Source organism: Actinomadura chibensis NBRC 106107 (assembly GCF_001552135.1).
GTDB lineage: Bacteria > Actinomycetota > Actinomycetes > Streptosporangiales > Streptosporangiaceae > Spirillospora > Spirillospora chibensis.
In genome coordinates, this window is the sequence record NZ_BCQP01000016.1 from 141805 (window position 1) to 156000 (window position 14196).

The following is a 14196-nucleotide window of genomic DNA, read 5'->3' on the forward strand; positions in this document are numbered from 1 at the left end:
AACGCGACGAGCACCCTGACAGACGGTGAACTGTCCAAAACCGGTAGCGCCTATGGCTTTCGGCACGTCAGCGTCTATAGGCTCCGTGAGCTTCGGTGAATGGCGGGTTAATCCATTGGGAGTTCCAGTGACGAAGTCGGAGGCCCCCGGCGGGACGCACGGGCGGCCGCGTACCCACCCGATCTGGCGAAGGATCGCGCTTCTCCTCGCGGTGCCGCTCACGGCGCTGCTCGTGCAGTGGGGCATCCCGGCCGTGGTCACACTGTCGAACGCGCTCCAGCGGTACGACTACTCCACCGTGTACAACGAGGTCGGCGTGCCCGCGACCACGGTGACGGAGGCGCTCCAGGACGAGCGGACCGCCGCCGTCCGCCTCCTGAACGACAACTGGAAGCCGGACAAGCAGCGCTACGACGAGCAGGTCGTGGACACGGACGCGGCGGTCGCCGCGTTCCGCAAGCGGGCCCTGTCGGCGAAGACCCGGGACGCGATGGACGACTCCACCACGACCCGCGTGCGCCGGCTCAGCGACGCCTACGACGAGCTCGTGACGCTGCGGGCCCGGGTCGCCACCGGCGCCACCACGACGATCGGCGCCATCAACGGCTACAGCAAGATCGCCGACAACACGATCCGGCTGCTGACCACGCTGGTGAGCGTCGACGACGTGACGACGTACCAGCACACGAACGCGCTGCTGCACAACTACTGGGCCCGCGAGCTCATGCTCCGCGAGGACGCGCTGCTGTCCACCCTGCGGGGCGGGCCGATGAGCGCGACGAACCGCACGGCCTTCGCCTCCTACGCCGAGGGGCGCCGCCAGTTCTTCGAGCTCGGCCGGACCGAGGCCGAAGGCACGATAGAGAAAATCATGTACGATCTGGCGAACTCATCGGCCTTCACCACGTATACGACGCTGGAGAACTCCGTCGTGAACAACGGTCTGGCGCCCGACCCGAGGGAGTGGCGGTCCGCGATCGCGGCGCTCTCCCCGGTCTGGTTCGACGCGGCCGCGCAGGCCCAGACCGTGGTGAACAACGACGACGTGAAGCCCGCCGGGCGCCGGATCATGCTCGGCTTCTACCTGATCGGCGTCATCGGCCTCGTCAGCCTCATCGTCTCGGTCGTCCTGTCGCTGCTGTTCGCGCGGCGGCTCACCGCCGAGCTGCGGGCGCTGCAGGAGTCGGCGCAGCGGCTCGCGAACGAGCGGCTGCCGCGCGTCGTCGCGAAACTGAGACGCGGTGAGACGGTCGACGTGGAAGCGGAGTCTCCACCGCCCGCGACCGGGCGGACGAAGGAGATCGTCAGCGTCAGCGAGGCGTTCGGGACGGTCCAGCGGACGGCGGTCGGCACGGCCGTCGGCGAGGCCGAGCTGCGCGCCAGCATCAACCGCGTGTTCATCAACCTGTCGTGGCGCAGCCAGTCGCTGCTGCACCGGCAGCTCAGGCTGCTCGACCAGATGGAGCGGCGCGCGGCGGGCCCCGAGGAGCTGGACGACCTGTTCCGGCTGGACCACCTCACCACCCGCATGCGCCGGCACGCCGAGGGCCTCGTCATCCTCGCCGGGTCGCCGACCGTCCGCGCCTGGGACCACCCGGTCGCCGCCGAGGACGTCGTCCGCGCCGCCGTCGCCGAGATCGAGGACTACACCCGGGTCGAGGTGACGGGCGCGTCGTCGGTCGCGGTCAGCGGCGACGTCGTCGCCGACGTCATCCACCTGCTCGCCGAGCTGATCGAGAACGCGGCCGTGTTCTCGCCGCCCGCCACCGAGGTCACCGTCAAGGTCGAGACGGTCGCCAACGGGCTCGCCGTCGAGATCGTCGACCGCGGCATCGGCCTGCACCCCGACGAGCTGGAGGAGCTCAACACCCGGCTCACCAGCGCCGCCGAGTTCGACCTGGTCGACACCGAGCGGCTCGGGCTGTTCGTCGTCGCGCGGCTGGCCGCCCGGCACCGCATCAAGGTCTCGCTGCAGGCGTCCGCGTACGGCGGGACGACCGCGATCGTGCTCGTCCCGCACGCGCTCGTCACGATCGACGACGACCTCTCGCGCGGCGGCCCGGCGCCCGGCACCGCCCGCACGCTGGTGGCCGCGTTCGCCGGCGGCGGCACCGCGCCGACCGGCCGGCAGCGGCTCGGCCGGCCGTCCCGCCCGGCGCTCCCCGGCGGGGCCGCGCCGACCCAGGCGGAGCCGCCGGACGACCTGCCGGACGACCTGCCGCCGGGCGAACCGCCGCTGGTCGTGCCCGCGTCCTCCTCGCCGTACGAGCCGCCGTCCTCGCCGTACGACACACCGCCGTCGCCGTACGAGCCGCCGGTGCCGCCGCACGACACGCCCGCCTCGCCGTACGAGCCGCCGACGTCCCCGTACGACCCGCCCGCGCCGTCCTACGAGGCGCCCGCGTCGCCCTACTTCACGCCGGAGGCCCCGCGCGACACGCCCGGCGGCCGCGTCCCGGCCGCCGAGGTCCCGGGGCAGATCATCGAGGCGGAGGTCGAGTCCAGCGAGGTCACCGGGCGGCTGCCGCGGCGCGTCCGGCAGAAGAACCTGGCTCCGCAGCTGCGCAGGGGCGCGGGGTCCCGGCGCGCCGACCGGCGCAAGCCCCCGCCGCCCGAGCGGCCGGCGGGCCGCGGCCCGGCCGACGACGACTTCGAGGAGCCCGTCCCTGAGCTCAGCCGCGACCTGATGTCCTCACTACAGTCGGGATGGCTGCGCGGCAGGGTCGACGATGACGAACCGGACGATCCCGGTCAACTCGATGAATGGGGTGAACGATGACCCAGCAGGCCCACCACGCCACCGGCGAGCTCGACTGGCTGCTCGACGATCTGGTTCAGCGGGTCGGGGAGGTCCACCAGGCCGTCCTGCTCTCCCGGGACGGACTGGTCATGGGCGCCTCGGGCGGTGTCACCCGCAAGGACGCCGAGTTCCTCGCGGCACTGTCCTCGGGGTTCCACAGCCTCGCCAACGGCGCCCGCGAGCACTTCCAGGCCCGCCAGGTGCGGCAGACCGTCGTCGAGCTCGACGGCCTGCTGTTCTTCGTCATGCCCGCGGGCAACGGGAGCTGCCTCGCGGTGCTGAGCGACGCGGGCGGCAACGCCGGGCTCGTCGCCTACGAGACCACCATGCTGATCAAGCGGGTGCGGCGGACGCTCGCGGCCTCCCCGCGGGCCTCCGCCGAGCCGCAGGACCCGCAGTTGCGCTCGGGCGCCTCGGGCTGAGCCGGCCGTGGAGACTCCGCGAGAACGCTGGGTCGGCCGGGACGCGGGCCCGGTCGTGCGGCCGTACGCGGTGACCCGGGGGCGGACCCGCCCCCAGGGCATCGTCATAGACCTGGTCACGCTCCTCGTCGCCACGGGCCGCACCCCGGGCGAGAAGGTGTGGCTGTCCCGCGAGCAGCGCGTGCTGCTGGAGCTGTGCCGCCGGCCGTCCACCCCGGCCGACCTCGCCTCGGAGATCGACCTGCCGTTCCGGGTCGTGCAGATCCTCCTGGAGGACCTGTACCAGTACGGCCTGGTGGAGGAGACCAACCCCCAGGCCGAGCAGTCCGACCGCCCCGACCCACGCATCCTGATGAGAGTGCTCGATGAACTTCGCCGGCTCTAACGTCTCTCTGCCGGGCGACGCCGCGCTCGCGCCCCGCGGGGGCGAGGACGTCCCGCTGCACACGCTGAAGATCCTCGTCGCCGGCGGCTTCGGCGTCGGCAAGACCACCCTCGTCGGCGCGGTGAGCGAGATCCGCCCGCTGCGCACCGAGGAGGACCTCACCGACAAGTCCGTCGGCGTGGACGACCTCGGCGGCGTCGAGGCCAAGCGGACCACGACCGTCGCGATGGACTTCGGCCGCCTCACCTTCTCCGGCGGCGTCCGGCTGTACCTGTTCGGGACGCCCGGCCAGGAGCGGTTCTGGTTCATGTGGGACCAGATCGCCTACGGCGCGGTCGGCGCGATCGTCCTCGTCGACACCCGGCGGCTCACCACGAGCTTCGCCTCCATCGACTTCTTCGAGCAGCGGGAGATCCCGTTCGTCATCGCGGCCAACGTCTTCGACGGCGCCCGCCGCTACCGCGAGGAGGACATCAGGGAGGCCCTCGACGTCGAGCCGGAGGTGCCGGTCGTGCTGTGCGACGTCCGGCAGCGGGACATGGCGAAGGGCATCCTCGTCACGCTGGTCGAGCACGCGCTCCAGTCGTCACGGCACTGACCCCGCCGGTCCGGAGGCGGTCATCCGCGCGACGATCAGCGACGCGAGCGCGGCGTAGGCGGCGGAGTCGTCGAGGCCCGTCTCCGCCTCGATCTCGCCCCGGTGGATCGCCTCCATGACCTGGCCCGCGACGGCGCCGACGAACGCCGCGTCGGCGGCGGCGCCCGCGCCGTCGGGGAACGCCTCGCGGACGAGCCCCCGCACGCGCCGCACCGCGTAGCGCGTGTTCCGCTTGTAGATCTCGCGGGCGGGCGCGAACGCGTCCAGGTCGGCGAAGAAGGCGGGCGACGCGGGGGCCAGCTCGGCGGAGATCGCGCGCAGGTACGCGCCGACGCGCTCGCGCGGGTCGGCGCTCGCGTCCAGCACCGCCTCCACCCGCTCGGTCGCGCGGCGGAAGAACGCCCGGACGACCGCGACGATGATCTGCTCGCGGCTGGCGGCGACCGCGTACAGGGTGCTCTTCGAGCAGCGCAGCACGGCCGCGAGCTCCGCGACGCTGAGGTCGGCGAAGCCGCGGTCGAGGAACACCTCCATGAGCCGGTCGACGAGGTCGTCGCGCCGCCGCGCGGCCCGGGTCGCCCGCTCGTCCGTCGAGGTCATGCCGAGGACGGTACCAAAACGGGTTCGCCGGTACCGGACTTGGTACTGTGTGGGTGCCGAAAGGAGCCCGCCCATGCCCGTCACCCGGCAGCTGCCCACCCCCGAGTCCGCCGACCTCGTCGCGCTCACCCGCGAGATCGCGGCGAAGGAGCTGGCGCCGCGGGTCGCCGACGCCGAGCGCACCGGGACGTTCCCGCGCGAGGTGTTCGCCACGCTGGGCGGCGCCGGGCTGCTCACGCTCCCCTACCCGGAGGAGTTCGGCGGCGGCGGACAGCCGTACGAGGTCTACCTCCAGGTGCTGGAGGAGATCGGCGCGGTGTGGGCGAGCGTCGGCGTCGGCGTGAGCGTCCACTCCCTGTCCTGCTTCCCGCTGTTCTCCTACGGGACGGACGGGCAGCGCGCCCGGTGGCTCCCCGACCTGCTGTCCGGCGAGCGGCTCGGCGCGTACTGCCTGTCGGAGGCGCACGCGGGCTCCGACCCGGGCGCGATGCGGGCGCGGGCCGTCCGGGACGGCGACTCCTACGTCCTGAACGGCGCCAAGGCGTGGACGACCCACGGCGGCGAGGCCGACTTCTACACGGTCATGGCCCGCACCTCCGACGACGGGGCGCGCGGCATCTCCTGCTTCCACGTCCCGGCGGGCACGCCGGGCCTGGAGTTCGACCGGCCCGAGGACAAGATGGGCCTGATGGGCTCGACGACGGCGACCGTCCGGTTCGTGGACGTCCGCGTCCCGGCCGACCACCTGATCGGACGCGAGGGCCAGGGCCTGCCCATCGCGCTCGCGGGCCTCGACGCCGGACGGCTCGGCATCGCCGCCGTCGCCACCGGCCTCGCCCAGGGCGCGCTCGACACCGCCGTCGCCTACGCCAAGGAGCGCGAGGCGTTCGGCAAGCCGATCATCCAGCACCAGGGCCTCGCGTTCGTGCTCGCCGACATGGCGGCGGCGATCGAGTCGGCCCGCGCCACCTACCTGTCGGCGGCCCGCCTCAAGGACGCGGGACGCCCCTACGGCCGCGAGGCGTCCATCGCGAAACTGGTCGCCACCGACAACGCCATGAAGGTGACGACGGACGCCGTCCAGGTCCTCGGCGGCGCGGGCTACACCCGCGACTTCCCGGTCGAGCGCTACATGCGCGAGGCCAAGGTGATGCAGATCTTCGAGGGCACCAACCAGATCCAGCGCCTAGTAATAGCCCGCGACCTCGCCCGCTAGAAACGTCAGGGTTCGAAGCGGTAGCCCATTCCGGGTTCGGTGATGAGGTGGCGCGGGCGGGACGGGTCGTCCTCCAGCTTGCGGCGCAGCGAGGCGAGGTAGACGCGCAGGTAGTTGGTCTCGCTGACGTGCTTCGGGCCCCACACCTCGGTGAGGAGCCGCTGCTGCGTGATCAGCCTGCCTGGGTTGCGCACCAGGATCTCCAGCACTCCCCATTCGGTCGGGGTGAGGTGGACCCGCGTGCCGCCTGGCCCGCTGACGAGTTTCGCGGCCAGGTCGACCGAGTGGCGGCCGACGTCCACCGCGGGCGGGGCCTCGTCGGCGGGCGCCCGGCGGATGAGCGCCCGGATCCGGGCCAGCAGCTCGTCGACGCCGAACGGCTTGGTCACGTAGTCGTCGGCGCCGGCGTCCAGCGCGTCGACCTTGTCGCCGCTGCCGGACCGCCCGGACAGGACGATGATCGGCACCTTCGACCAGCCGCGCAGCCCGCGGATCACGTCGGTGCCGTCCAGGTCGGGCAGCCCCAGGTCGAGGATCACCACGTCGGGGCGCCATTCCGCGGCGCCGGTGAGGGCGCGGCGACCGTCCCGGGCGAGCTGGACCTCGTAGTGGCGGGCCTGGAGGTTGAGCCGGAGGGTCGCCAGGATCTGCGGTGAGTCGTCCACCACCAGCACCCGCGTCATCGGCGTTCACTCCTCCGAGGGAGGGGGAAAGCGTCCGGGTCGTGCGCTCTTCGGGCGATCGGCCTCCCTCCGACGAGGCTCGCGGCCAGCCCGACTCCGACCAGCACGCCGAGCCGGGCCAGGTCGGGCATGCCGCCGATCGTCAGGCCGCCGTCCTCGACGACGTCGAAGCCGGTCACCAGCAGCCAGCCGATGAGTCCCAGCGCCGCTCCGGCGACCGGCGGCGCCGCCCGCGACCACGCGGCGACCGACACCAGCACGACCGCGCAACCGACCCGCCAGTCCGCCGCCTTGAGCACGACCGCGAGGACGAACGCGCTCAACGAGCCGCCCGCGAGCTGCCAGGCCGCCGATTCCAGGCGATCCATGGGGAGCCTCCGCCTTTCATGGATTATCGGCCGCAGTTCTAGGCGCCGCGGATGGGTGTCTCCAGGGAATTCACATCCATGGGCTCACCGTAAGTTCCGGTTTCCGGCGCGGGAAGGATCGGCTACGCGTTCTTCACGCCGTCGCCGGGAATCTTGACGCCGCCCTGACGCCGGGCTTCGCGATCAGCGGAAAGGCGCGGTTCCGGCAGTCGCGCGCCTGCCGGAACCGCGCGTATCGGCGGGCGCCCGACCGCGGTCGGCGGCGCCCGTCGGCGTCCCACGGAGCGGAGGGACTCCGCGGACGTTCGATAAAGGCCGGAATACCCGGCCGGATTCGGCGAACGGAAGGGCGTCGCCCGGACCACTGTTGCCGAGCGGCATTAAAGAGGACAAGGATATTGATGGAGAATTAACGCCTGGTCAGCCGACGTCGCGGCGGAGCAGGTCCTCGTCGGTTTCGCGGCGGATGAGCAGGCGTGCGCGTCCGGCGCGGACGGCGACGACGGGCGGGCGGCAGACCAGGTTGTAGTTGGAGGCCATGGAGTGGTGGTAGGCGCCCGTGCAGGGCACGGCGAGCAGGTCGCCGGGGCGGACGTCGGCGGGCAGCGGCACGTCCCGCACGAGCACATCCCCGGACTCGCAGTGCCTGCCGACGACGGTCGCCGACCGGTCGGCGGCCGTCGTCCCGTGGCCGAGGAGCCGGGCGGAGTAGGCCGCGCCGTACAGGCCCGGCAGGCGGTGCTCGCGGCAGGCGGTGCGGACGGCCGTCCGCGTCAGTTCCGCGACGGCCTCTGGGGCCAGCCCGCGCTCTCCGGTCCGGTAGGGGACGGCGAACCCGCCGCCGAGGTCGAGCTGCGGCGGCGACACCCCGTGCTCGTCCCGGACGGCGGCCAGCAGGCCGACCATCCGCCGCGCCGCCCGCTCGAAGGCGGCCGGGTCCGACACCTGCGAGCCGATGTGGCAGTGCAGCCCGGCCAGCGCCAGCTCCCGCTGCGCCAGGACCCGGCGGACCGCCTCGGACGCCGCGCCGCTCGCCGGCGAGAACCCGAACTTCTGGTCGTCGGTGCCGGTGCTCATGGCCGGATGGGTCCGGCCGTCGACGCCGGGCGTGACGCGGACCATCAGCCGCGGCCGGACCGGCCCGCCCGCGAGCGACGCCAGCCGCGTGATCTCGCCGAAGGAGTCCACGACGATGCGGCCCACCCCGTATGCCAGGGCCGCGCGCAGGTCCTCGGGGGTCTTGGCGTTGCCGTGCATCAGCATCCGCTCGCCCGGAAAGCCGACCGAGCGGGCGACCGCCAGCTCACCGGCCGAGACCACGTCCAGCGAGAGCCCCTCCTCGGCCGCCCACCGGGCCATCGCCCGGCACAGGAACGCCTTTCCGGCAAAGGCGACCTCCCCGCCCGAGAACGCGGCGCGGAACTCGCGGCAGCGACGGCGGACGTCCTCCTCGTCCATGACGTGGACGGGTGTGCCGAACCCGGCGGCCACCTCGCTCAACGCGACACCGCCGACGGCGACGTCCCCGTCGGTACGGGCATACGCGGTGGACGGCCAGATCACGGCGTCGAGCCCCTCGGACGGGCTCACCGGACCGCCCGGTCCAGCACCGGCGGGCGTCTCACCCGAACGGGGTCGGCCGGGGCGCGGGGCCCGGCGAACAACGGATCCACCTGGATCCGCTCGACGCCCATCGGGCGGAGCATCGCCCGCAGCGCGGGCTCGGCCAGTTCGATCCAGCGCTGCCGCTCCCCCATCGCCCGCCGCAGATGCGCCACATCGGTGAAGGCCACTCCGACCCGCCCCGCCCCCTGATCCAGACGCCCCGTCCGCAAGACCAGAACGCCCCTGGCGCTCTCCCCCACCGGAACGACCAATGGATGACCGCCGCCGCCCACGTGACCCTTCTCTCCTCGGTGCTCAAGGTACGACGACGATCACGCTAGGCGAATTCTGCGCGTTCATCCGATTCAGCTACGGAACATTGACGCGACTCCAAGAAATCTTGTCGCTCTCCTAACGGAGGGCAGCGAAATACCGCCCTCGGCATAACTAGGGAAAAGCGCAAGGCTCACATTGAAAATGCCGAAGACCGCTCTCCGAATTCGACTACTCCCGCACGACCCATGGCTTTACCGGGGCCGTCTCGTAGGCGGCGCGGGACGGCGCCCGGCGATGCCGCCGGGCGCCGTCGGTCGGACGCGGCCTTCGAGGACGGGTCAGGGGGCGACGTCCAGTGCGGCGCGGACGATCGAGTCGGTGTCGATGCCGTGGTGGCGGTGGACGTCCTCGATCGAGCCCGACTGGCCGAACGTCGTGACGCCCAGCGTGGCGCACGGGACGTTGTTGACCCCGGCGAGGAAGGCCAGCGTGTGCGGGTGGCCGTCCAGGACGGTGACGAGCGGCGTCGCCCGGGACGCCGGGAACGCCTGGTCCAGGATCCAGCTCGGCCCGTCGCCGAGCCCCTGCCGCGACCGGAGCGCCTCGAAGAGCAGGCCGGGGCTCGTCACGCAGACCACGTCGGCGCCGATGCCGACCTGGTCGAGCCGGTCGGCGGCGGCGAGCGCCTCCGGGACGAGCGCGCCCATCGCCGCCAGCGTCACCGCCGGGCGCTCGGCCCGGCGCAGCGGGTAGGCGCCCGCGACGACCTGGCGGCGGCGGCGCTCGCGGGCCGCCGGATCGGCCGGGACGGCGGCGAGCCGCTGGTCCACCGCGCGGGTCGACAGGCGCAGGTAGGCCGAGCCGCCGTCCGGGCGGCCGAGCCGCGCCATGCTCGCCAGCAGCGTCCACTCGGTGTCGAGGACGAACGCGGGCTCGTAGGCGACGCAGCCCGGCTGCTCGATCCCGATCGACGGGGTGACGATCGACTGGTGCGCCCCGCCCTCGGGCGCCAGCGTCACCCCGGACGGCGTGCCGATCAGGATCGACTGCCCGCCCGCGTAGATGCCGAACGACCAGGGTTCAAGGGCGCGTCCGACGAACGGGTCGTAGAGCACGCCGATCGGCAGCAGCGGCTTGTTCCAGCGGCTCCAGGTCGCGCCGAGCTCGCCGAGGAGCGAGACGAGGTTCGTCTCGGCGATGCCGAGCTCGATGTGCTGGCCGGACGGCCCCTCCCGCCAGTGCAGGATCGTCTCGGCGTCGTCGGCGAACCAGTCGCGGCGCTCGGACGTCGACCAGACGCCGACCTTGTTCACCCAGCCGCCGAGGTTGGTGCTTGAGCTGACGTCGGGGCTGACGGTCACGACGCGGGCGGCGGCCTCGGGCGCCTCGCGGGTGAGGTCGAGCAGGAGGCGGCCGAGCGCGGCCTGCGTGGTGGCGGTGCCCTTGGGGGTGCGGCCGATGTCGGTCGGCAGCGCGGGCGGCGCCTGCGGCGCGACCGGTTCGCGGCGCAGCCGGGCGGCGGTCTCGGCGCAGAGCCGGGCGGCGGCGGAGCCGTCCGGGAAGCGGGCCCACGGGTCGGCGGGGTCGAGGCCGAGCCGGGCCGCGAGCGCGTCGATCTGCTCGGCGGTGAGCAGCGAGGAGTGGTTCTGCGGGTGGCCCTCGCTGGGCAGCCCGTGCCCCTTGACCGTGTACGCGAAGATCACCGTCGGCCGGGTGTCGTCGATCTCCTCGAACGCGTCGCCGAGGCTGCCGAGGTCGTGGCCGCCGAGGTTGCGCAGCGCGGCGAGGAGGGTGGCGTCGTCGAGCGTCGCGACGAGCGCGGCGACGGGCTCGCTGCCGCCGGGCAGCCGGTCGCGCAGCTCGGCGGCGTCGCAGCGCAGCAGCCGCTGGTACTCCGGGTTGGACATGGCGTCGATGCGGGCCCGCAGCTCGTCCCCGCCGGGACGGCCGAACAGCTCGGTCAGCAGGCGGCCGTACTTCAGCGTCAGCACCTGCCACCCGGCCGCCGCGAACATGCCCTTCAGCCGGTGCGCGGCCAGGTACGGGACGACCCGGTCGAGCGACTGCCGGTTGAGGTCGACGATCCACACGATCTCGCCGAGCTCGGCGACGCCCGGGTCGAGGACGGCCTCCCAGACCGCGCCCTCGTCCAGCTCGGCGTCGCCGACCAGCGAGTACTGGCGCCCGGCGGGCGCTCCCTCGGTGTAGCGGCGGGCGACGGCGCCCCAGATCGGCGCGGTCGCGCCGATGCCGACGGAGCCGGTGGAGTAGTCGACCGGGTCCGGGTCCTTCGTGCGGCTCGGGTAGCTCTGCAGCCCGCCGAACTCGCGCAGGGTCGTCAGGTACCGCTCGTCCAGCCCGCCGAGCAGGTAGTTGATCGCGTGCAGGACCGGGGACGCGTGCGGCTTCACCGAGACGCGGTCGTCCGGGCCGAGGTGGTGGAACCACAGCGCCGTCATGATCGACACCATCGACGCGGACGACGCCTGGTGCCCGCCCACCTTCAGCCCCGACGGGTTCGGCCGCACCCGGTTCGCGTGGTGGACGACGGCGGTCGCCAGCCACAGCACCCGCCGCTCGATCTCCTCCATCACCCCGGCCTCGGCGTCCGTCGCCAGCCGTTCGGTCATCGTCTCCTCCTCCGCGTTCAGCGCCACGGCGGGGTCAGGTCGACCGAGATCGACTGGATCTCGGTGACGGCCTCCGCGATGTGGCGTCCGCCCAGCCTGCCGTGGCCGCTGGCGGTGCCGGGGGCGCCGCCGAACGGCAGGTGCAGCTCCCAGTAGTTGCTCGTGTCGTTGACGGTGACCTGACCCGCACGGAGCCGGCCGGCCACCGCCAGCGTACGGTCCAGGTCCCGGCCGAAGACCGCGGAGCTGAGCCCGTACCGGCCGCGGGCCGCGGCGGCGAGGATCGCCTCGGTGTCGTCGGGGACGCGCAGGACGGGCGCGAGCGGCCCGAACGTCTCCTCGGTCATCGCGGCGGCGTCCTCGTCCAGGCCGACGAGGACGGTCGGCCGCCAGTACAGCCCGGTCGGACGGTCCGGCAGCGGGCTCCCGCCGAACGCGGTCCGGCCGCCGCGGGCGACGCCGTCCGCGACGTGCCGGGCCATGGTGTCGGCGACGCCGCGGGTGTGCACCGGGCCCATGGTGGCGGCGGCGTCGAACGGCGACCCGACGACCTCGCGGCGGGCCTCCTCGACCAGCCGCTCCTCCAGCTCCGCCGCGATCGACGCGGCGGCGATGACGCGTCCGGCCGCCGAGCAGGACTGGCCGGAGTTGGCGAACGCGGCCGACGCGATCGCCGGGGCGGCCCGGTCCAGGTCGGCGTCGGGCAGGACCACGATCGGCCCGTTGCCGCCGAGCTCCATCACCTGCGCCTTCCCGGCGGCGAGCCGGGCGATCTCGGCGCCCGCATTCGAGCTGCCGGTGAACCCGACGCCGTTGACGCCGGGATGGGACACCAGCCGCTGCGCCGGGCCGAGGTCTGGGCCGGTGACGAGGTTGACGAGGCCCGGCGGGACGTCGGCCGCCTCGACGCAGTCGAACAGCGCGCCCGCGATCGCCGCCGTCGACGGCGCGGGCCGCCACACCACGGCGTTCCCGCAGGCCAGCAGCGGCCCGAGGTACTCGACCGGGATGTTCACCGGGAAGTTGAACGGCGTCATCACGGCGAACACGCCGCGCGGCTTGCGGGTGGTCAGGACGAGCTTGGCGCCGTCCCGGACGGGCACCGTCTCGCCGCCGAGCCGCTTCGCCTCCTCGGCGGCGAGCCGGAAGCCGTCGGCGGCCAGCCGGATCTCGCCCTCGGCCTGGCCGACCGGCTTGCCGTGTTCGAGGGCCAGCAGCCGGGCCATCGCGGCGGCGCGCTCGTCGATGACGGCGGCGATCCGGTGGCACCAGTCCGCGCGGGTGAACGCGGTCTCCTGGCGGTGCGCCTCGAACGCGTCCGCCGCCGCGGCCACGGCGGCGTCGACGTCGGACTCGGCGGCCCGCGCGATGACGGCGAACCGCTCCCCCGTCGCCGGGCTCACCGCGTCGTACACCGCGCCGCCGTGGGCGTCTCGCGCCCGTCCGCCGATCCGCAGCGCGATCCGGCCGGGCTGGTCGTGGTCAAGCAGGGTGGGGTCAGGCAGGGTGGGGTCAGGCATTTCCGACCTCCTCGGCGACCTTCGACGCCGACGGCCACGCGAGCGCGCCGCCGTCCGCGGCGTCGAACAGATGGGCCTTCCCCGGGCGGACGCGCATCGCGACCTCGGCGCCCGCGTCCATCTCGATGTCCGGGTCGGCGCGGGCGATGACGTCCCCGGACGGGAACGACGCCACCACGATCGCCTCCACCCCGAGCCGCTCGATCAGCCGGACCCGTCCGGCCGCGGCGGGACCGCCCGGCTCCAGGGTCACGTCCTCGGGGCGGACGCCGAGCGTCACACCCTCCCGCACGCCGCCCGGCCAGCCGATCGGCACGGTCCAGTCGCCGTGCGCGAACGAGCCCGCGTCGTCCAGCGCGCCGGGCACGAAGTTCATCCCGGGCGTCCCGACGAAACCGGCGACGAACCGGTTCGCCGGACGCCGGTACAGGTCGAGCGGCGGGGCCTCCTGCTGCACCAGCCCGCCGTTCATGACGACGACCTTGTCGGCCATGCTCATGGCCTCGCCCTGGTCGTGCGTGACGTACACGAACGTGCCGCCGAGTTCCCGCTGCAGCTCGCGGAGGCTGATCCGCATGTCGGCGCGGAGCTTGGCGTCGAGGTTGCTGAGCGGCTCGTCCAGCAGGAAGACGTTGGGCCGCCGGACGATCGCCCGCGCGAGCGCCACCCGCTGCTGCTGCCCGCCGGACAGCTGCCGCGGCTTGCGGTCGAGCAGCTTGCCGATGTCGAGCATCTCGGCGACCTCGGCGACCCGCGCGGCGATGTCGGCGGCGGGCAGCTTGCGCAGCTTGAGCGCGAACGCGATGTTCTCCCGGACGCTGCGGTTCGGGTAGAGCGCGTACGACTGGAACACCATCGCGACGTCGCGCTTGTGCGGCGGGACGTCCTGGACCTCCTTCCCGTCGAAGAGGATCGTCCCGGACGACACCTCCTCCAGCCCGGAGATCATGTTCAGCGTGGTGGTCTTGCCGCACCCGCTCGGGCCGAGCAGCACGGTGAAGCTGCCGTCCTCGATGGTCAGGTCGATGGAGTCGACGATCAGCGTGTCACCGAACCGCTTGGTGACCTGCCGGAGTTCGATACTGGACACGCG

At 73.3% G+C, this 14196-nt stretch carries 13 protein-coding genes; 5 read left to right on the top strand and 8 right to left on the bottom strand.

Going from position 1 to position 14196, the window contains the following annotated elements:
* Positions 1-127 precede the first annotated feature (127 nt).
* The 4 genes from ACH01S_RS09760 to ACH01S_RS09775 are packed head-to-tail and all read left to right on the top strand — an operon-like array spanning position 128 to position 4205.
* On the top strand, positions 128-2779 hold the full coding sequence (locus tag ACH01S_RS09760) for a sensor histidine kinase (RefSeq protein WP_067888162.1): 2652 nt from the start codon (positions 128-130) through the stop codon (positions 2777-2779).
* On the top strand, positions 2776-3222 hold the full coding sequence (locus tag ACH01S_RS09765; RefSeq protein WP_067888165.1) for a roadblock/LC7 domain-containing protein: 447 nt from the start codon (positions 2776-2778) through the stop codon (positions 3220-3222). The genes ACH01S_RS09760 and ACH01S_RS09765 overlap by 4 nt, the downstream gene beginning before the upstream one ends.
* Positions 3223-3229: 7 nt before the next feature.
* A complete protein-coding gene (locus ACH01S_RS09770; RefSeq protein WP_067888168.1) occupies positions 3230-3607 on the top strand; it encodes a DUF742 domain-containing protein in 378 nt (125 codons plus the stop codon).
* The gene (locus ACH01S_RS09775; RefSeq protein WP_083980501.1) at positions 3588-4205 is read left to right on the top strand and encodes a GTP-binding protein; all 618 of its coding nucleotides are present in this window, start codon (positions 3588-3590) and stop codon (positions 4203-4205) included. Before ACH01S_RS09770 ends, ACH01S_RS09775 begins: the two co-directional genes overlap by 20 nt.
* On the opposite strand, the gene ACH01S_RS09780 is transcribed toward ACH01S_RS09775, so the two are convergent.
* The gene (locus ACH01S_RS09780; protein WP_067888171.1) at positions 4194-4805 is read right to left on the bottom strand and encodes a TetR/AcrR family transcriptional regulator; all 612 of its coding nucleotides are present in this window, start codon (positions 4803-4805) and stop codon (positions 4194-4196) included. The two genes, ACH01S_RS09775 and ACH01S_RS09780, sit on opposite strands and share 12 nt — an antisense overlap.
* Before the next feature lie 73 nt (positions 4806-4878).
* Between ACH01S_RS09780 and ACH01S_RS09785 the strand changes: the two genes are divergently transcribed.
* Positions 4879-6021: an acyl-CoA dehydrogenase family protein gene (locus ACH01S_RS09785; RefSeq protein WP_067888174.1), complete on the top strand. Its 1143-nt coding sequence runs from the start codon at positions 4879-4881 to the stop codon at positions 6019-6021.
* Positions 6022-6026: 5 nt separating this feature from the next.
* On the opposite strand, the gene ACH01S_RS09790 is transcribed toward ACH01S_RS09785, so the two are convergent.
* From ACH01S_RS09790 to ACH01S_RS09820, 7 genes are all read right to left on the bottom strand, one after another.
* Positions 6027-6704: a response regulator gene (locus tag ACH01S_RS09790; protein WP_067888177.1), complete on the bottom strand. Its 678-nt coding sequence runs from the start codon at positions 6702-6704 to the stop codon at positions 6027-6029.
* Positions 6701-7072, bottom strand: a complete 372-nt coding sequence (locus tag ACH01S_RS09795; protein WP_067888179.1) for a hypothetical protein — start codon at positions 7070-7072, stop codon at positions 6701-6703. Before ACH01S_RS09795 ends, ACH01S_RS09790 begins: the two co-directional genes overlap by 4 nt.
* Positions 7073-7492: 420 nt before the next feature.
* Complete coding sequence (locus ACH01S_RS09800; RefSeq protein WP_067888181.1) at positions 7493-8662, bottom strand: diaminopimelate decarboxylase family protein; 1170 nt, start codon at positions 8660-8662, stop codon at positions 7493-7495.
* Entirely contained in the window at positions 8659-8865 is a 207-nt protein-coding gene (locus ACH01S_RS45150; RefSeq protein WP_218010207.1) for an SAV_915 family protein, read from the bottom strand. The genes ACH01S_RS09800 and ACH01S_RS45150 overlap by 4 nt, the downstream gene beginning before the upstream one ends.
* Positions 8866-9291: 426 nt before the next feature.
* Complete coding sequence (locus ACH01S_RS09810; RefSeq protein WP_067888544.1) at positions 9292-11583, bottom strand: thiamine pyrophosphate-binding protein; 2292 nt, start codon at positions 11581-11583, stop codon at positions 9292-9294.
* A gap of 17 nt (positions 11584-11600) precedes the next feature.
* Positions 11601-13103: an aldehyde dehydrogenase family protein gene (locus ACH01S_RS09815; protein ID WP_083980503.1), complete on the bottom strand. Its 1503-nt coding sequence runs from the start codon at positions 13101-13103 to the stop codon at positions 11601-11603.
* Positions 13096-14193 (bottom strand): ABC transporter ATP-binding protein, encoded by a 1098-nt coding sequence (locus ACH01S_RS09820; RefSeq protein ID WP_067888185.1) that lies wholly within the window; start codon positions 14191-14193, stop codon positions 13096-13098. The genes ACH01S_RS09815 and ACH01S_RS09820 overlap by 8 nt, the downstream gene beginning before the upstream one ends.
* Between the last annotated feature and the right edge of the window lie 3 nt (positions 14194-14196).

Coding starts and splice junctions, on each gene's coding strand:
- ACH01S_RS09765 (WP_067888165.1), top strand. CDS start 2,776: ATGACCCAGCAGGCCCACCACGCCACCGGCGAGCTCGACTGGCTGCTC.
- ACH01S_RS09780 (WP_067888171.1), bottom strand. CDS start 4,805: ATGACCTCGACGGACGAGCGGGCGACCCGGGCCGCGCGGCGGCGCGAC.
- ACH01S_RS09795 (WP_067888179.1), bottom strand. CDS start 7,072: ATGGATCGCCTGGAATCGGCGGCCTGGCAGCTCGCGGGCGGCTCGTTG.
- ACH01S_RS09785 (WP_067888174.1), top strand. CDS start 4,879: ATGCCCGTCACCCGGCAGCTGCCCACCCCCGAGTCCGCCGACCTCGTC.
- ACH01S_RS09815 (WP_083980503.1), bottom strand. CDS start 13,103: ATGCCTGACCCCACCCTGCCTGACCCCACCCTGCTTGACCACGACCAG.
- ACH01S_RS09775 (WP_083980501.1), top strand. CDS start 3,588: ATGAACTTCGCCGGCTCTAACGTCTCTCTGCCGGGCGACGCCGCGCTC.
- ACH01S_RS09790 (WP_067888177.1), bottom strand. CDS start 6,704: ATGACGCGGGTGCTGGTGGTGGACGACTCACCGCAGATCCTGGCGACC.
- ACH01S_RS09810 (WP_067888544.1), bottom strand. CDS start 11,583: ATGACCGAACGGCTGGCGACGGACGCCGAGGCCGGGGTGATGGAGGAG.